This window comes from Vibrio sp. K4, from assembly GCF_051122595.1.
In the GTDB taxonomy this organism is placed as follows: Bacteria; Pseudomonadota; Gammaproteobacteria; order Enterobacterales; family Vibrionaceae; genus Vibrio; species Vibrio owensii.
Genome location: NZ_CP178578.1, coordinates 1,395,576 through 1,415,654, shown reverse-complemented (window position 1 = coordinate 1,415,654; position 20,079 = coordinate 1,395,576). Strand labels below are relative to the sequence as shown.

Sequence of the window (20,079 nt, the reverse complement as noted above, 5' to 3'; positions counted from 1 at the left end):
TATTTGGCGACTTATTTTGCTTTAATTAACGCAAATTCAATTTACTCAAAATAACTCAATGAATTTACGTTTAATTTTCACACTGTGTATCGCCACTCTGTTTGCAGGTTGTGCGACCTATGCGGGCCTAAACTACGACAAACTGTTTGGTCCTGAAGAAGTGCGTGAGCGTACTGTTGCTCTTGAGACGCCCCAAGCGGACTTCTTTCAACATGAAGTAAAACCTATCGTCGACAATCGATGTGTGGTTTGCCATGCCTGCTACGATGCCCCTTGTCAGTTAAAACTCTCTTCCGTAGAAGGCATTGACCGTGGTGCAAGCAAAGCTTTGGTTTATGAAGGCACACGCTTGACTGCAGCTACCCCAACTCGCTTATTTGAAGACGCGCAAACTACGCAAGAATGGCGTGATGCTGGCTTCCATCCTGTGCTCAACGAGCGTGAGCAGAGCATGGCGGCTAATATGGATGCAGGTTTGATTGCTCGTATGTTGCAACAAAAGGAACGTCATCCGCTCCCTGATCAAGTTCAATTAGAAGGCTTCGATTTTTCTATCGACCGTGAACAAACGTGTCCGACGATAGAAGAGTACGCAAAATACGAACAAGACAACCCGACATGGGGAATGCCTTTCGGAATGCCGAACCTAACGGCGATAGAATATCAAACGCTCATGCTTTGGCTGGAAAATGGCGGCATCATGAATGCGCATATCCCGCTTACCGAGCAACAAAAAGCTGAGGTTCAGAAATACGAGACGCTGCTGAACAAGAGTTCTCGCAAAAACCAACTCGCCGCTCGTTATATTTACGAACACCTTTTCTTATCGCACCTGTTCTTTTCTGAACTGGACGGTGAGCAACCACGATTCTTCACTCTCGTTCGCTCCTCAACGCCACCGGGAGAGCCAGTAAAACGCATCACAACGCGTCGTCCTTATGATGATCCGGGTGTTGAACGCGTGTACTACCGCATCATTCCTGAGCAAGGCACTATTGTCGACAAGACGCACATGCCGTTTGCGCTGAACAAACAACGTATCGAAAACTGGAAAAAATGGTTCATCGATGCCGATTACGAAGTGGCAAAATTACCAAGCTACGAGCCTGGAATCGCAGCTAACCCAATGACCGCATTCATCGATTTGCCGGTGAAGTCGCGCTTCAAGTTCATGTTGGACAACGCTCAGAACACCATCATGGCTTACATCAAGGGTCCGGTATGTCGTGGTCAGCTGGCATTAAACGTAATTAATGATCGCTTCTGGGTATTCTTCCTAGACCCAGACAAAGCCGACATTCCTGAAGTGAACGAGTTCTATCGCTCACAAGCTGCGAACCTAAAACTTCCCGGCGAGCTTGAAAGCAATACAGTGCCAGTAACCAACTGGGTGAAATACTCGCGTCAGCAAGCACGCTACCTAGAAGCGAAGTCTGATTTCATCAACAAGTGGTTTAAGAACGGTGAGCACCTATCGACCGACGTAATTTGGGACGGCAATGGTACAAATCCAAACGCTGCTCTTACGGTCTTCCGTCACTTTGACAGCGCGTCAGTAGTGCAAGGTTTGGTGGGCGAACAACCGAAAACGGCTTGGGTTTTGGACTATGCTCTGCTTGAACGTATCCACTACCTACTTGTTGCCGGCTTCGATGTTTACGGTAACTTTGGCCACCAGCTGATTACCCGTATGTTCATGGACTTCTTACGCCTTGAAGGGGAAAGTAACTTTATTGCCCTACTTCCTGCTGATATGCGCCACCAAGAACATTCAAGCTGGTATCAGGACCAACCGCGTCAACTAAGTGACTTCTTACAACGCAACGTTGCACCATTTAGCCAACCGACGAGTGTTGTGTATCACACCGACGATCCTAAATCGGAGCTATTGGATATTCTGCGCAAACAAGTATCACCTGTCTTATTGCCGCGATACGACATCATTGATACCGCGCTTACTGTAGAGAATGAGCAACAGTTGGTGAGCATCAACCAAGTTCGTGGGGAAGGGCTAAAAACGGTACCGCAAATCACAATGCTGATGGTGCGCAGCAAATCTGGTGAAGATGAGCTTTTCACTCTTATTCATAACAACGCTCATATCAACATTTCTAGCTTGTTTGATGAGGAGAGCAATCGAGACTTCGCTAACGATGACATGACCATTGTTCGAGGCGTGGTTGGCAGCTATCCAGCGGCGTTTTTCTCAATCGAAGAAGATCAAGTAAAAGAATTTGTCGATCAATTTAGCACCCTTAAATCTGAGGATGATTACGTTAAGTTACTGGATAATTTTGCTATTCGCCGAAGCTCTGAAAAGTTCTGGCCATTTAGCGATCGTATCCACGATTGGTATCGTACAAAACAACCGATCGAATTTGGTTTACTTGACTATAATCGTTTTGAGAATCGATGATGATTTAAGGGGGTTCTCATGAGTATCCGAGACAACATCGCCGCTCTCGAGCAACAGATATACGTTGCCTGCTCAGAGGGAGATTACGACACGGTCAACATGCTTGAGCACCAACTCGAATACTTGCGTGGCAGAATGGAGCATCCGTTCGAAGATGATCCTTATGCTCTAGACACTCGGTTCGAGTGGGAAGATGATCTGACCGAATAGAAAAAAACCTCCGGCGCAAACCGGAGGTTTTTGTATATAAGTGGCGCTGAAATCAAACGACCGATGTTATTCAGCCATTAACTCATCCAGCGCAATCACTGAATCACTCACCTGCCCTTTCAAGTCCGCTCGAAGCATTGTGTAAGCCTCTAATGACTCTGGTGCAATCTCGATGCTTTGGCAGGTATTCATTAGAGCTGTCAAACCTAAACTGCCTGCGCTGCCTTTTAGTTTATGAGCGAGATCTTTTACTGCTCGACTTTCACCATTTTGTGCAGAACTTTCCATTTGGCTCAAAACATCAGCGCTGGTTTGTCGGAACAAGTCGATGATGTGAAGCATTTTCTCTTTGCCCAAAATCTTCATGTCTGACTGAATCACATTAGGGTTGATGATAACCATCGCTGGCTCCTCTGCTGTTAGGTCTGTTGTAAAGGACACAGTGTCGTTGTCACTTGTTGTAATTATCTCATCCTGAGCAAGGCACTCCCCACTTTGGGGAAGCAGTAATTGTTTGCCATCCAACATATCTTGGATGAGTGCAGAAAGCGCTTCTTTTTCCATCGGCTTAGGCAGATATCCGTCAAAGCCCGCCGCCAAATAACTTTCCACTTCTTCAGCGAATACATGGGCAGAAACTGCCACCATTGGCGTTGGATTGAGTGCTTTATCCGAAGGCTTATTGCGCTCGATACGTTTGAGGCGGTGGATTAAATCAGCACCATTGCAATCTGGCAAGTTGATATCGACCAATGCAATATCGAAATCATGCTTGTCAATGATCTGCTCCGCCTCTAACCCATTTTCTGCCAAAATAACTTCGTGTCCCATGCTCTCCAAGAAGCCTTCCGCTACCACACGGTTCACTGGGTTATCTTCCACAACAAGGACCTTCGCTCGAATCTTGCAACGCGCACTAGCAATCGATACGGTTTCTACCGGTTCGCTTTCCTCTAAAGGAATGGAGAACCAGAAACGACTACCGTGCCCCTCGTCTGAGTCTACTTCCAAGCAGCCACCCATCGCTTGGATAATGCGTCGACTGATCGCTAAACCTAATCCGGTTCCGCCAGTTTGATTCATGCCGCCTTCAGCCTGAGTGAAGGCATCAAACAACGTCTTTTGATCTTTCTTGGCAATACCGATACCCGTATCAGAAACTTCAAATAGCACCTGAGTTTCATCTTCTGGATTCAGGCTAACATAGATGTCGATTTCACCCTGCTCGGTAAACTTAATCGCGTTACCAACGAGATTGTTCAACACCTGATTGATGCGAATGACATCACCTTTCCAATAGCGGCCTACATCGCTTTCAATGTGGTAAGAGAACAGCAGTTTTTTCTCTTGTGCTTTGCCGTTCATCAATTGGAACGTATCTTCAACCATCTGGTGTAAATCAAATCCCAAGCTACGGATTTCCAAATGTCCCGCTTCGATTTTCGAGTAATCCAATACATCGTTCAAAATCGCCAGTAGCGTTTTACCACTGCGGTTGATGATTTCAGCGTAACGTTTCTGAATTGGGTTCAAACCGGAATCAATCAATAAACGCGCCGTACCAAGAACACCATTCATTGGAGTGCGAATTTCATGGCTCATGGTGGCTAAGAAGGCCGATTTCGCGCGGCTTGCTTGTTCCGCTTGTTTACGTGCTTTTGCGTGGTTCAGCACTTCTTCGTTCAAGCGTCGGTTCGCTTGTTTCAACTGAGAAGTGCGTTGTTCGATCAACTCTTCTAAGTGTTCTTTGTGCTCTTCCAACTCACGTTTCGCTTGCGCTTCACCTTCTGCCACCACTTTTAATGCTTGCGCGGTGTTTCTCGCTGTGATGATCGCCTGCCCCATGTGCGCCAGCTCATCTTTGCCTTTCACTTCCAACTCTACTGCGAGGTTGCCTTGAGCAACCGAAAGCAATGCAGAGGAGTATTCACCTAGACGTTTGATGACCGAAACATAAACCACGCGCCAAAGGATGAGTACAACGATAATCAAACCGATGATGGAGATCACCGTCAGTGACCACTGTGCAAACTTGAGCGTACTGGTAAGCTTCTCAACCGCAATTCTGGTTGTTTTGTTGGAATCATCCACCAGCTTGTTTACTGTCCCGTTTAGCTCTGAAAAGAGTTCGAGGGTTTTCTGCATTAACTGCTGAGATTGCTCGTTGTTCTCATACTGCTGAAGCAAAATAGTAAACACCACCTGACGCTTGCCAAGTTCGGTAAGCAATTGACTCATTTGCTCTGAACGCGTTGGGTCTTCTACCGCAAGCACGCGGCGCTTCATTATTTTCAGGTTGTCTTCAAAGGCGGTTTGAATTTGTTGGATGCGGTCAACGTTGGTGAGCGTGCGCGCTTCTTCAATTTGGTTAAGCATTTTGAACGCCAGCAAGTGCAGTTCATGAAGTCGTTCTGTCAGGTCTAGATCGACTTCAACAAGTGCATCCAAAGCTTGGAATGCTTGCGCTTTCTTATTCGCGTCAAGAAGGTCATAAATGTGCGTTACGTTCGCGACCGCAATCGTGCTGGTGTTTTGCACTTGGGTACGAGTCAACTGCTCTAGCTCTTCACTCAGCAGACGCATCTCTTCTACGCGCGTGTCGATCTCTTTCGTCAGCCAAAGCTTGCGTTCTACTGTAACGCCTAGCTCTGCCAAGTTATCAATGACGTTCTGGACATTGTTTTCCAATGCTTCAAGCAGCTTCGAATCAAACGACTCACTGCCAAGCTCTTTAATATGCGTAAGTAACGATTCGAGCTGTTCAAAAAGAACGCGCCCAGCTTCTTTACGTTCTTGCTCATTCTGAGCATTAGAGAGCATTTGTACCGACGAAATAATTCGTGTACTGAGCTCAGAAACTTGTCGAGCTTCTAGCATTGCCGGGATGGCACTGTCCACGACGTTCCTTTCTGTTTTTGCTACCAGAGAAAACCCTGATACACCGATTAATGCTGATATCATCACCAGCATTGCCATCGCAATAAATGACAACAGCAGTTTTCGACCGATGCTTGCAGTAGCTAGCAACATATTTTCCTAACCTTAATGTTCGTGTTCGGCGACATATTACGTTATATTTTGCAGTGTTTACTTAATCTATGCCAACGAACTTCATTTCATGGTTATAAATCAGCGTTCATTTCGCACAATTTTCAAGCATTCTACACTCGCATTGTCACTTTTCGCTTCAGTGCCTACTTTTGCGGCTGAGAAAATCTGTGCCATATACCCTCATTTAAAGGATTCATACTGGTTGTCAGTAAACTATGGAATGGTTTCCGAAGCGGAAAAACTCGGTGTTAACCTTCGTGTGCTCGAAGCGGGCGGCTACCCGAACAAAACGCGCCAGGAACAACAACTCGCCCTGTGTACCCAATGGGGCGCAGATGCAATCATTCTTGGCACCGTTGATCCTCAAGCCTATGAACACAATCTAAAAAATTGGGTCGGTAAGACGCCTGTTTTTGCTACCGTCAATCAACTTGATCTCGACGAAGAACAATCAAAGTTACTTAAAGGCGTTGTCGGTGTTGACTGGTACTGGATGGGCTATGAAGCTGGTAAATACCTTGCAGAGAAGCACCCTAAAGGATCAGGCAAAACCAACATTGCTTTATTGCTGGGCCCTAGAACCCGTGGTGGAACAAAACCTGTCACGACTGGTTTTTACGAAGCCATTAAAGAAAGCGACATCCGCATCGTCGATTCGTACTGGGCAGATAACGACAAAGAGCTTCAACGTAACCTTGTGCAACGTGTCATTGATATGGGCAACATTGATTACATTGTTGGCAGCGCAGTAGCGATTGAGGCGGCCATCAGCGAGTTGCGCAGTGCAGAAAAGACCGAGGAGATTGGTTTGGTTTCCGTGTACTTAAGTCATGGTGTTTATCGTGGCTTGTTGCGCCACAAAGTTTTATTCGCACCAACAGACAAAATGGTGGAACAAGGTCGCCTTTCTGTCATGCAGGCAGTCCACTACTTGCGTCATCAACCGTATGAAAAACACGCGTCTCCAACCATTAAAGCGCTGACACCAAAGACGCTTCATGACGACACAATTGAAGATTCGTTATCTCCGTCAGAATATAGGCCTACATTCAGCGTTAAGGCTGTTGATTGATGGGCAAAAAACGTGTTTTATTGGATGCAGCGAATTTAAAATCATAAAAACGGAAATAACTTGATGCAAAAAACAACTCGTACCATGCCAGCGCACAAACATGTGGCATTGGTTGCCCACGACAACTGCAAACCTGAATTGCTTCGTTGGGTAAAAGAGAACAAAGAGAAGCTGCAAAGCCACTTCTTGTACGCGACCGGAACAACGGGTCACATGCTGAGCAAAGAAACTGGCCTTGCTATCAAGAGCATGATCAGCGGCCCAATGGGTGGCGACCAACAACTTGGTGCTTTAATTTCTGAAGGCAACATTGACGTGCTTGTGTTCTTCTGGGATCCACTGAATGCCGTTCCTCATGATCCTGATGTAAAAGCCCTACTACGTATTGCAAGCGTATGGAATATTCCTGTGGCAACAAACCGTGCGACCGCTAAATTCCTGTTCAACTCTCCGCTGATCGATCAAGAAGTGGATATTGAAGTACCAGACTACGAAGCATACCTTGCTGAGCGCACGTAATTCCTATTAACGACGCTTCCAAATACAACAAAGGCGATACTCAGTATCGCCTTTGTTTTACCCGAGTAATGGGAAGGTATTATCTTGAAGTGACAATTGGATAGTCGCCATTCACCAGTTCTTGTACAAAAGCAGAACCTGCACCTGTGTGGGTGATCCAAACCTTCTCTTTCGCACGAGTCAACGCAACATAGAATAAACGACGCTCTTCTGCATAAGGGTATTTGTCTTTCGACTCACTCAATGCCCCATCGATATGCGCTTGCTTCTTCTTCGCTGGGAATTGACCTTCATCCACCGACAGAATAATCACAAAGTCCGCTTCTCTGCCCTTACTCGCATGACACGTCATAAAGCGAATCTCAAGGTTCGGGAAACGCTTCAACCAATCGTCATATAGATCGGGTTTGTGATAATGGTTTCGCCCTAACAGCAGCACCGACTTGGTTTTCTTCGCTTGTTGATTGAGCTGGTCAAGAATCTTCTCAACTTGGTTGCTCGGTGCAGTATGCACACTCTTCTGTTTACGTTGCTTGTGGCTGTTAAGCGTCTTCGGCAACTGAGATGGGTTCTCTTGGACAAAGGTATTCGCCACATCACCAATTTGGTTGTTGAAGCGATACGTCGTGTCTAAGTGATGCACGGTTGAATGTGTAAAACGCTCTTGGAAACCAGTCGTCAAATCCACATCTGCACCTGCGAACTGGTAAATCGCTTGCCAGTCATCGCCTACTGCAAACAGAGTAGCGCCAGTTTGCTTCTCGGTTGACGCACATAACGCTTCAATCAACGCTAAGCGATCTGGTGAGATGTCTTGGTATTCGTCCACCATGATAAAACGCCAAGGTGAAATGAATTTACCTTTCGTCACATAATCTGTCGCGCGGCTGATCATGGTTGGAAAATCAACTTGATTGGTTTCCTTAAGCATCTTTTGCCACGCACTAAAACATGGCCAACAAAGTGCTAGCTCACTGTTCAAACGCGTGTAATCTTGATGATTCACAAGCTTTTCTTGAACTTGTTTCTTAGTTAAGCCAACGGCAGCCAACTGCGAAAGTTGGTTATCGAGCCAAGCGATCAGTTTCGGGTTTTCTGAGTGGCTACCAAGCTCATCATCGCCTTTCAAGTAGGCAATTGGCCATTTATCTAAATGCTTTTGCCAGCGCTTAAAGTTGGTTGGCGTCATCCAATGCTTCTTGAGCCAATCAATGCACCATGCTGAACGTTGATTGTCATCCAAAGCAAGCGGGCTAATTTCAACAGGTTGAGGCTCAACTTGATTAAGGATACGTAAGCCAAGTTGGTGGAAAGTATTCACTCGCACGTTTTCTGCCGCGAGCCCCACTTTGTCGACCAATCGCTCTTTCATTTCTTTTGCGGCATCACGACCAAATGCCAACATCAATAACTCTTCTGCCTGCGCTTGATGGCTCTGAAGTAAATACGCCACGCGAGCGGTCAGTACGCTGGTTTTGCCGGAGCCCGCCCCTGCAAGTACAAGGTTATGGTCATCATTGAGCAGCACAGCATGCTGTTGAGAAAGGTTAAGCGGTGAAGACTCAATACGGCTGAACAGAACTTCCCAGTTTGGACGTTCATTCTCGAGCCACTCATGGTTACGTTCACTCAAGGTATGAGAGGTCTCAGACAACCATGGCTCAATCTCCGCCATACGCTTAGGCATACGCATTTTCGCTTCGACCAAGCTGGTTTTGATTTCAACAAGTTCGCCGTTAAGTTGGTCGACCCAATTTTGCACTCTCGAGTGCGAGAGATAAGCTGGAAGATGCTTGAGTTGATACAACTCGTCTTCCCACTTAGGGAGGTATTCAGCAAGTTTTCGGCACTGAGTATTGTGCCAGTCTTGATATTGACGAACCGCTTCGACCGCAAATTTACGACATTGTGGCCAAGGCAAACCTTGCACTAACCAGCTTTGCTGCTTGCCATCTTGTTCATGAGCGAAAAACTGCAGAGAGCTCCATAGCAAGCCGCGTTTAACGCCAACTTTGCCATTCCAAATCGTAAATGGAATGTGCTCTTCACTGCCGACTGAACTTAATAAAACACTGTTTTCTTTTATTTCGACTTGGTAATACTCATTTTGAATAAAAAACTGTGCTTTATTGGTGGCAGTAAGCTGCATGAAAGGTGCGCCTTTTGATAGAGAAGTTCTCGTTTTATATCATTTTAGTCAGTTAAATTGTAGCGATGGATGAAGCACAAATCGCCTTCTGTCGGTATTCTTAATTAAAATTCACATTACTGTTGAATTTGTGAACAGCGGTTCGTTCATGAATCTCTCACAACGAGTTAAGTCAATGACAATTCTGTTGATTTCCTGAGCAAGTGACGTTTTTTATTAAATTAGGTCATAAACACGCTATAGTGAGTTTGTTAAAATTCTCCTGTTTTCCACCGGCAACCAAAGGCGCATCGTGCAAGCTGCTTTAAAACTTCGCCTCTATTGGGCAAACAAAACCATTAACTACAGCATTCTGATTCTTATCACCCTTTTAGGCGTGGTGATTCCTGCTTGGTATTTTAAGCAACATACCTTGATTACTCCTCTTATCTTAGGCGTGATTGCTGCTGCTTTGGCTGAGAGTGACGACAGTTTCACGGGCAGGATAAAAGCGCTCATTCTTACCTTTATATGTTTCGCCGTCGCCGCTTTCTCAATTGAGATCTTATTTGATACGCCATGGGCTTTTGCCATAGGCCTGTTTGTCTCGACGTTCGGCTTTATTATGCTTGGCGCTATTGGGCCTAAATACGCCAGCATCGCGTTTGGCTCTTTATTGATTGCCATCTACACCATGCTTGGGGCTCATGAAAGCACCAATATTTGGTTCCAACCCTTGCTGCTATTGACTGGCGCGGCGTGGTACTACTTCATGTCGATGATTTGGCAGATGTTCTGGCCACTTCAACCCGTTCAACAAAGCTTAGCGACGGTGTTCTTACAAATCGCCAACTACCTTGATGCCAAAGCGAAGCTGTTCCACCCTGTCACAAACCTAACTCCGCAACCTATGCGCATCGAGGCGGCAAAATTAAATGCTGCGACCGTTAATGCACTGAATGCTTGTAAAGCAACGCTATTGAGCCGTTCTAAGCGCGGTCATATAGATGGTCCAAGCGACCGCTTCCTTAATATTTACTTTATTGCGCAAGACATTCACGAGCGCGTGAGCTCAAGCCACTATCGATACCAAGATTTGGCGACCGAGTTTGAGCGCTCAGACGTTTTGTTCCGCTTTAAGTACTTACTTGAATCTCAAGCGCAAGCTTGTCGCGATATTGCTCATGCGATTCGACTAGGCAATGAATACACTCATACTGATCAATCGATTCTTGCCTTGGCAGAGCTACAAAACTCCCTAGGTTACTTAGAAGAACAAGAACAAAGCCATTGGAAGCGCTTGTTGGCTCAGCTTACTTACCTGTTCAATAACCTAGCGACGGTAGAAAAACAGCTCAGCAATATTAATAACCCAGACGCAGAGCGCCTAGAAGAGGATGTGCTGGATGATACGAATCCACACACGCTTAAAGCCATGTGGCAACGCATCTCAGCGAACTTACACAAAGATTCGATGCTGTTCCGCCACGCATTGCGCATGTCGATTGCCCTAACTGCCGGTTACGGAATTATCCAAGCGTTCGACATTGACCGTGGTTACTGGATTCTGCTTACTACGCTATTTGTTTGCCAACCTAACTACAGCGCAACACGACAAAAACTTACTGCCCGCGTTATCGGGACACTCGCAGGTTTGTTGATAGGTGTGCCCCTGCTGACCTTCTTCCCTTCTCAAGAAAGCCAGTTGGTCTTTATTGTCATCTCTGGGGTGATGTTCTTTGCATTTCGCATCAACAACTACGGTTATGCCACTGGCTTTATCACCCTGCTCGTGTTGTTCTTGTTCAACCAATTAGGCGAAGGCTACGCCGTGGTGCTGCCTCGACTTGCTGATACCTTGATTGGCTGTGTATTGGCGGTTGGTGCCGTTTTAGTCATTCTGCCTGACTGGCAATCTAAGCGCCTGCATAAAGTGATGTCCGACGCGATAGATGCCAATAAGCAATACCTTGGTCAGATCATCGGCCAGTATCGGATTGGTAAGAAAGATAACCTCAGCTACCGAATCGCTCGTCGTCAGGCACACAACACTGATGCCAACCTCTCTTCCGCGATCAGCACCATGTTGGCGGAGCCGGGAAAATATCGAACGGCAGTGGATGAAAGTTTCCGTTTCTTAACGTTGAATCATGCAATGTTGAGTTATATCTCAGCATTAGGTGCGCATCGGACTCGGATTGACGATGAATCCATCCACCAGCTTGTCCTTGATGCTCATCGATGTATTCACCAACATTTGGACGTGTTACATCAACAATTGCATCACAACAGTGAAGAGTGTGATTTGTCGTCGATCGACGATACCAATTTGGAACAACGCCTGAATGAATGGCGTGATGAAGATGATCATTCTGCGCGAATGGTGCTTCAGCAATTGCACCTCATCTACCGCATGCTGCCTGAGTTGCACTCTCTTGCCTCTAAGTTTGCCGTTCGTGTGAACTAAACAAGCCTCTTGAACCAACGAGGCATATTAAAGGGGTAGACTATGATTCTACCCCTTTATGATTACCGCCTTTATTCATAGGAAAAGTCTTACAAGTTACTTGAGGCTTACTGACATTACTCGGACAAAAAAACACCATTCAAAAACTAACCTAAGAATATTAGAACATTCTTTAATTGTGACCATGGAGGTCGCTGAGGTGGGTGGATGAAGGAGAAGCCCAAGAAATGTGAGGAGATCGAAATGACTACTCAACAGTTTAATGAACTGAGACAAAAGATTAATGAGCTGACAGCGAGCCAATTAAAGTCGCTTCAGGGTGACATTAGTCAATCGCTTAACAAAAAGGAAAGCCCGCTTCTTTCTAACGAAGAACGCGATATGCTTTCAAAACTGTTTGCATAATCAAACCGTTCGAATAAAGAACTTGCACGAAATTGCAGCACTTCCTATGCTAACAAAAGCATAACAAGTGAGAGAGTTAACATGCCAGTATCAGGAATACAGTCCGGATATAATATGATTCAGCTGTCGCAGAAGATGGCTGAAGGTGCTGCGCATGAAATTCAACAAGACTTTGTGAAAGAAAACGATTTAGCGTTTAACAAAGTTGACCTCGTCAAAGACAACGAGCTTAATTTCAATAAAGTCTCCTCTGAATTGCCTTCAAACCCAATCGAACCGCTCGTTAACTTAACTCAAGCTGCAAGCTATAACCGAATCGGTGCATCTGTTGTTGATAAGAACAATGAAGTGATCGGCAGCCTACTCGACATTCACGTTTAAACAACGCTTCAAATATCAATCAGCACACTGCTTTTTATACCAGACACAAAAAAGCGCGATAACTCTATGAGCTATCGCGCTTTTGTTTTTAGGCTGCGTTAACCGTTGGCAAGCACATTATTGTTTAGCAATGACTCAACGATCTCGTTCGAACTCAGACCGTTAAAGTCCAGCGCATCACCTAAGTGTTCAACCACAATGGTTTGGTGCACATTGGTGTCGGTCGTGATGTTTAACGATACCGCCTCGGTAGCCGCATCGTAGTCTGCCGAAATGTGGCCAAGCAGATCATCCATATCAATCATCGGATTGTTAAGATCAGAGATGACCTCGCGCAAATCGATACTGTCTTCGTTCACTGTAAAGTCAGTAATGGTATCCACTGCTCCTTCGTCAACGGAATCCACTGTCCACTTAAAGGTATCGCTGCCGTCACCACCAGTTAGGATGTCTGAACCTAGGCCACCGATCAGCACATCATCACCATCGCCACCTACGATAAGATCGTCACCTTCCCCACCGATTAAGTTAATGCCTGTGTCTCCACCAACTAAGTAGCTGTCGTCTGTTGCGCTTGACTGATCAATATCGTCGTTATCACCGCTCACATCCAAACTAATTTGGACAGGCGAAGACTGCGCTTCATCACCATTAGATTCTGTTGATATCGCAGTAACCGAAATATCGTAAGAACCGATATCAATACCACTGTTGGTGTCCGTCGCCACAATTTCTAGCGTATCAATTTCATCGCTTGGTACTGTCCAAGTGGTGCCATCGAAGCTAATGCCTGATGGAGAAACACCGCTTGTCACCTCTGCACTAGCAGGTACACCCGTTAGTTCCAGTGAAAGTACCTCGTCAATGTCAGTCAACGCCGCCATGATGCCCACAATTGCAAGACCTTGGCTGCTCGCGGTTTGGCTAGCAGCAATTTGACGAACGTAGTTAAACTGAGGATCGATACCCAGTGTTGGGGCATCAGCCACAGGATTCACATTGATGGTGAAGTCTTGATTCGCCTCCAATGCTGTACCCGATGCATTTTCAAAGTACACACCGTTGTCTTCGACTTTCACCGATAAGGTGATTGAAGCGGCATCCACGTCTCCTGCATCCACAAATACGCCTTCAGAAGAATCTGTCGCACCAAGAACGGAGTTAATGTTATCTGGTGTACCCATTAGGATAATTTCACCAAACATACCCGCCCCTACAGTGACACCACTACCTGCCGGCGGCTCAACACGAACGTCACCTTCAGTCACCGATAGAGTCACCGTCATGATTTCGTTCGCCTGTGCACCAGTGAAGTCGATGTCGCTTACACTAATACCCGTAATTTTCTGGCCATCGGCTTCGTTGATCGTATCCGTTACCGACGTAGCTGTGATTTCAGGTGCGTCATTGGTCGCTTCAACATTCAACACCGCTGTGCCAGCAATTGTGATTGGGTCTGGCGCACCGTTAGTGGTTCCGTCATCTGTGATTTCATAAGTGAAGTTAACGTCACCAAAGAAATCTGCAGCAGGTTCAAACGTCCATTCTGTTGCATTGACTTGCGTTAACGTACCCGCCGAAGGGTCTGCCAAAGCAACATTACTAATGGTCAAGTTGTCCGCTTCAGGGTCACTCGCATTGCTCAGAAGTTCTGTCGCAGTAATCGTCACCGCGCCACCATCTTCTTCCGTACTGCTTAGCGTTACCTCTGATGTTACAGGAGAATCGTTCACCTCGGTGACTTCAAAGGTTGCCGTTCCTGACACTGTCTGAGGATCAGAAGCACCATTCGTCGTACCGTCATCGGTGATGATGTAAGTCAGATTCACCGTGCCGTTGTAGCCTGGAGCTGGTGTAAATGACCATGTACCTGAGACGTTATCGAAATCCAATGTACCGCTACTTGGGTCGACCAATTGAACGCTACTCACTGTCAACGTGTCGTTCTCAATATCAGAGGCATTCGCCAACAAATCAGCTTGGGTAATCTCAACCGCCGCACTGTCTTCCGCAACATCAGAAAGTGTCACTTCAGACGTTGTTGGTGCATCGTTAACTTCCGTTACATTGAACGACGCGCTGCCATTAACCGATTTAGGATCGGATGCGCCATCTGTCGTGCCATCATCTGTAATGGTGTACGTGATTTCAACTGGACCGTTGTAATCTGGTGCTGGAGTAAACTCCCACTCACCAGTACCGCTGTTGAAAGTAATGCTGCCCGAACTTGGATCGGTTAACTGAACATTGCTAACAGTGAGGTTGTCGTTTTCTACGTCTGTCGCATTCGCAATAAGATCCGCTTCAGAGATAGAGAACACACCACTGTCTTCTTCAATATCTGGTAGCGTCACTGGCGTAGTTTCCGGGGTATCGTTCACCGCTGTCACTTCAATATTGAAGCTGCCGCTGTTGGTATTTAGGGTGTCATCTACCCCACCAATCACAATACCTTCATTGCCTTGGTCATCAACTGTCACGTCCACCTGAACGTCACCAAAGAAGTTCAGGTCCGGATTAAACTCAATCAGGCCGTCTGCAATGGCATTGTTTAGATCGGCCACAGTGCCTTTCAGCTCAACGGAATCCGTACCATCACCGCTCACGGTTAGGTTGTAAGTATTGATAAGCGTTGGATTGAGCTCCAAGATACCGCTGTCTACAGTAACGTTGAGCACGTACTCAGCATTCGGATCATCTAGCACCGCATCAACGTCTGTAATGCTGAAGCCATCAAGCAGTAACGGAGTATCCTCTGGCGTTTCAACATCCACTGTATTCACGAACTCTGGGCGGTCGTTAACAGCTTCTACTTCGACATTAACGTCAAACTCTTTTGGCGTGCCTAGGCTTTGACTTCCATCTAAGCCAGTATCAACCGCCTGCACTTTAAACTCTAATGTGCCATTCCAAGAGTTATCGTTGCGATCGCCAGAGTTAAAGACCACTTTATCCAGATCTTGAGCATCAATCTCTAGAACGAACACACCGCCACCTAGGTCGGCAAATGCAGTGCCGTCGGTAAGTTCAATGCTTGCACCGTCTGGCACATTCGCGATTTCTACACGAAGCGTTTCTGGATCGTTCTCTTCATAATTCGCACCATCACCAATCGACTCTTGCTTGTCGACCACGAGAGCATTGATATTGATTTCAATGTCTTCACCCTCATTACCTGAAACTAAGGTATCTGGGTTTACATCAACATCGTCACCAATTGGATCAATGATCACTTTGAAGTTGCCAGTGTGTTCCGTAGGTACTTTAAGCAACTCTTCCTGTGTGAAGGCAGTAATACCAATATCAACTTCACCACTGAAGTTTTTCGGTGGTTGGATTTGAATTGAACTCAAATCAACGGACGTTTGTGTCAAATCATTCAGTTGAATACTCCACTCACCACCGCCGTTGTTTTTCACCGTGTAATCAGCAGAGCTAGAAGTCACAATAAAGTCGGTCGGTAATCCAGTAAGCTTCAAGGAAACAAACTGTTCTGAACCATCATTATCGTTCAGACTCACCGATACGCCGGAGCCTGACTGCGTCAATGAAATAAGAGTATCTTCATCGCCTGTGACAACGATAGGTTGAGAAGGATCTGCACCACTTATCGTAATGTCATCAACCACTGGTGTGATTTCAAACGACACGTTATCAGTGAAGGTGCGAACATCGGTATCGTCACCAGGGTTAGCAAGCGTGGTTTGATCGATGATTGCTGTATCCGTGATCTCCCCTTCGATATTAATTTGAACGGTATTTTGACCGCCACCGACTGGGTAATTCTCTTTCGGCTTGAACAACACTTCATCCAATGCGCCCGCAGCAATTTCAGCAGCACTGAACTCGATACTTGTGCCTAATGGGTTGCCACTCGCGTCAACAAACTCACCTAACGTCGTGTCATCAAGCGTGAGCTTAATGTTGGTGAGCGTCTCTCTGCCCGCTTGCAAGTTATTACGGTTGTCAGCAAAGTCGACATTCAAGTTGAGTTGAATCAAGCCGTCTTCGTAGCCAATACCATCGTTGGTTGGGACATCATTGTTAAGGTCGTTCACTGGTTGCTTGTCAGCATCTAAGCCTAACGTACCAGTGATATCGACTGTCACATCTGGTGTCACATTGCTATCAAGAGGTTGATCACCCGAAGAACCTGGGACATCCGCAACTGGCAAGATCTGAACAGGTAGTGACTCTAGCGTCGCGTTTTCATCACCCGATTGAGTATCGGTGGTAACAAACAGAACTGGCAGCGTGAAGTCACCAGCCCAGTCTTCGGCAACACGTAGGGTCAAACCATCGAGGCCAGTAATGTTGCCACTCGCATCAATCGAAGCTTGGAACACATATTTGCCGTCAACGAAGTCAACATCAGTGCCACCAATAACTAGGCCTGGAGGTACACCCGGTGATGAAGGGTCAATAACCAGCGTTAGGACATCTTCTACGCCATCAGCATTAATGGTGGTGACTTTAGATGACAATTGCGTACCCAAATCAACAATATTGTCTTCGTTGCCATCAATTTGAACCGTGTTATCAAGGTCAATTTCAGCTGCTACGCTGGTTTGAGGCGTGATATCTGTTGGGAACTCAAGTGTGATGTCAGTTTGACGTTGAACTGTTGCATCTTCTTCGACCGTATCTTCACCCAAGTCGTTAACTTGTGCGTAGATGGTTAAGCCAATTGAAGAAATACCGTTGTTATCACCGTCGTCAGTGTCATCATTAGGTGTAAGATCCAAACCTGCTGGCGCAATAATCGAGAAGTTTTCTTCATCAGTGATCGTCCAGCGACCACCACCTTCATTCGATGCACCAACAATGACTAGCTGATTCAAGATTTCTGGGTCAGTAATACTGAATTGAACCACCAATTGAGTCACGACTTCATCAGAAGAATCATCAAACTCTTGATATTTGATGATGTTAGCACCGGCTTGACCACCAGCACTGCTGTTAATCGTGAAATCGATATGGCCTTGAGCATCAGCACGAACCACATCTGTCGTTGTACCACCCGATTCTTCAACCAGTAGACGAGTTTGATCAGCGACATCACCTGTTAAGTCCTCTGGTTCAACAACCGGATTCACTTGAACATTGACTGTACCGTTGATCACGGTAGATGCAATGCCCTCGCCCGGATTACCTGAGTCGACATACTCTGCATCAATTTCTTTCACCGTCACCTGTGTACTCAAGCTAAAGTCAGTACTTGAGTCCGGTTCAAGCTGGACTTGAATATAGCCATCTTGAGTGATTCTGGCAGAGAAGTCTTGCTCTGACTCGTTAGTTCCCGGAGTGAGCGTAATGCTGCCACCTGTCACGGTTTGCGCGACACCGTCAACATAAACAGTACTGCCATTTGGGAAACCACTGATTGTTAGAGCAGCAAAGAATTCGTCCGCATCTGGGCTTTGCGTTGCTGTCGGCTCCCAATCAATATTAATGCGCGTGTCTTCGTTGCCTTCAGAGCTAACGACATAGTTGTCTTGAGCATCAATCACAGGGGCAACTTTAACGCGGATTTCACCAGTTACCTCACGCGTATGACCATCGTTCTCAGTCACGATAGTAGTTGCTGTGATGGTAATATTTTCTGTCGATGACGCTTCAGGTCGAATAACGATGCCCGAGTTTACGTTAGCATTGGTAATGTTTGCTTCGTAAATCGGTTGGCCTGCTCCATCGTATCCAACAAACGTCAGGTCGATAGAGGCACCATCGTTATCAAACAGTTCTACACCATCAGGGATATTAGACAGCAGTACCGTGATGGATTCTGAACTATCAGCGGGATTGTCTTTCAGCTCTCCTGACACCACGCTAAACGCGAGATCAACTTGACCGTTCTCATCGATTTCAGCTTCGATTCCTCGAACGGTACCATCATCGAACACGTTCCAAATGCCAGTTTTATCGTTCAGTTCGATGTCTGGAATATCCGCAACACCTTTCACCGATACAATCACCGATTGCGTGCCTAAAGAACGAACGTCCTGAGCGGCGCCCCCTGATAGAGAGGCGTTGTCTTTCACAATACCTTCTACATCAAACGTGAAGTCTTCGTTACTGTGTAATGGAGGAAGCACTTCAACATTAGCAAGGCTTGATTCTGGAATTTCGTAGTAAAGAACATTACCGCCACTGTCTGTAACTGCATTGATTTGGCTTGGATTTGCTGTATCAAGCCAAACCAACGTCACACCATCAATGGAGAAATTGTCGATGCGTACAAACAGTTCTTCAGAGCCATCAATATCATCTGATGGGCTCATCGTAATGACCTCGCTCAACTGAAGCGGATCGTGGTCTGTCACAGGGTCGACGGTATCTTGAGTTCGAGCGTTATCCTCAAAAATGTTGATGCGATTCACCACAAAGTCTGCTTGGTCAGCGACAGGGTTAACGTCAATCACAATTTCTTCGGTTTCAGAACGCGCCGTTTCTTTGCCCGTCAGAGGGTTAGTACTTTCCGTCGTAATCGCGGTTACATCTAGCTTAATCTGGCCAGAGAAGTGCTCCGAAGGATCCACTTCAACCTCGTCAATACGACTCGCATCCACTAGGTATTTGCCACCCGCTTCAGGAATAGGTGTACCATCTGAGTAAACCAACGTCGCATTATCTCCACCCTCGGTAAAGACAAGTTCGTATACGATGGACTCTGGGTTGCTGATGTCTTGCGTGTTCGCCTCGATGTCTAACTCAACATTGTTGCCATCTTCATCAACGGTGTAATCGAAGGTGCTGCTAGCGTTCCACGTTGCAATATCTGCAACCGCATCAACTTCAATATCCAAGCGACCATTAATCGTGTGATCTGGCGTACCATTGTTAAGAATTTCCACACGGATACGAGGATCGATACCAGAAGCATCAGTTGAGGAATGGCGATCTGGTACAAAGTACAAGTTATCTAGCGAGACAAGCTCACCATTGAATGATTGCTCAACATTTGATGCATCAAGAACAACTGTATTGCCGACAGGCGTTAATTCAATGTAGTTGCCGCTACCGTCTCGATAGTAGAACGTACCGTTGTGAGTATTGGCATCTCGAATAGTGATGTCACCTAGGCTCTCGTTACGATCGATATCATGCAAATCGATAACCAAATCGACTTTCGCTGGTGTCACATCCAAAGTTGATAGGTTATCTTGGGTATTTGCAGAATCCACGCCTGCGACAACACCACCACGACCTTGGTCCTCGAACGCGGTAACGGTTGACGTATTAATCTGTGCGTTACGGTCGGTGATTGAGATATCAACATCTGCATCACTAGTATCACCGTCACCATCGGTTGCAACAACGTTTATGGTGAAATCAATCGAATCAGTTTCTGTATGGTCAAGATCGTCATTCGGACGGAAAGACACGCGACCGTCAGTTCGAACAATCAAACGACCGATTTCGGTATCCAC

General features: G+C 46.2%; 10 protein-coding genes. 7 read left to right on the top strand and 3 right to left on the bottom strand.

Annotated elements, in window-relative coordinates; all coding sequences use genetic code 11:
• The first annotated feature begins 58 nt into the window (after positions 1 to 58).
• Entirely contained in the window at positions 59 to 2,416 is a 2,358-nt protein-coding gene (locus ACLIIY_RS23900; protein ID WP_434528636.1) for a fatty acid cis/trans isomerase, read from the top strand.
• Between the two features lie 18 nt (positions 2,417 to 2,434).
• A complete protein-coding gene (locus ACLIIY_RS23895) occupies positions 2,435 to 2,626 on the top strand; it encodes a hypothetical protein (protein ID WP_005447215.1) in 192 nt (63 codons plus the stop codon).
• A gap of 66 nt (positions 2,627 to 2,692) precedes the next feature.
• Here ACLIIY_RS23895 and torS read toward each other — a convergent pair whose 3' ends face one another.
• Positions 2,693 to 5,656, bottom strand: a complete 2,964-nt coding sequence (gene torS, locus ACLIIY_RS23890) for a TMAO reductase system sensor histidine kinase/response regulator TorS (RefSeq protein ID WP_434528635.1) — start codon at positions 5,654 to 5,656, stop codon at positions 2,693 to 2,695.
• 43 nt (positions 5,657 to 5,699) lie between these two features.
• Here torS and torT point away from each other — a divergent pair, with 43 nt between their 5' ends.
• Together torT and ACLIIY_RS23880 are read left to right on the top strand one after the other, a co-directional pair.
• A complete protein-coding gene (torT, locus tag ACLIIY_RS23885; protein WP_434529516.1) occupies positions 5,700 to 6,749 on the top strand; it encodes a TMAO reductase system periplasmic protein TorT in 1,050 nt (349 codons plus the stop codon).
• A gap of 63 nt (positions 6,750 to 6,812) precedes the next feature.
• Positions 6,813 to 7,268 carry a methylglyoxal synthase gene (locus ACLIIY_RS23880; protein ID WP_005437764.1) on the top strand — a complete coding sequence of 152 codons (456 nt, stop codon included), beginning with the start codon at positions 6,813 to 6,815 and terminating at the stop codon, positions 7,266 to 7,268.
• Positions 7,269 to 7,347: 79 nt separating this feature from the next.
• Here the strand turns inward: ACLIIY_RS23880 and helD are convergent, their stop codons facing one another.
• Entirely contained in the window at positions 7,348 to 9,417 is a 2,070-nt protein-coding gene (gene helD / locus ACLIIY_RS23875) for a DNA helicase IV (protein WP_061009467.1), read from the bottom strand.
• Between the two features lie 292 nt (positions 9,418 to 9,709).
• Between helD and yccS the strand changes: the two genes are divergently transcribed.
• The 3 genes from yccS (at position 9,710) to ACLIIY_RS23860 (ending at position 12,649) form a co-directional block, all read left to right on the top strand.
• The gene (yccS, locus tag ACLIIY_RS23870) at positions 9,710 to 11,863 is read left to right on the top strand and encodes a YccS family putative transporter (RefSeq protein ID WP_005437766.1); all 2,154 of its coding nucleotides are present in this window, start codon (positions 9,710 to 9,712) and stop codon (positions 11,861 to 11,863) included.
• A gap of 243 nt (positions 11,864 to 12,106) precedes the next feature.
• Complete coding sequence (locus ACLIIY_RS23865) at positions 12,107 to 12,268, top strand: hypothetical protein (RefSeq protein ID WP_162998341.1); 162 nt, start codon at positions 12,107 to 12,109, stop codon at positions 12,266 to 12,268.
• Between the two features lie 114 nt (positions 12,269 to 12,382).
• Positions 12,383 to 12,649 carry a hypothetical protein gene (locus ACLIIY_RS23860; protein WP_005437768.1) on the top strand — a complete coding sequence of 89 codons (267 nt, stop codon included), beginning with the start codon at positions 12,383 to 12,385 and terminating at the stop codon, positions 12,647 to 12,649.
• 98 nt (positions 12,650 to 12,747) lie between these two features.
• Here ACLIIY_RS23860 and ACLIIY_RS23855 read toward each other — a convergent pair whose 3' ends face one another.
• Entirely contained in the window at positions 12,748 to 20,079 is a 7,332-nt protein-coding gene (locus ACLIIY_RS23855; RefSeq protein WP_434528634.1) for a cadherin-like domain-containing protein, read from the bottom strand.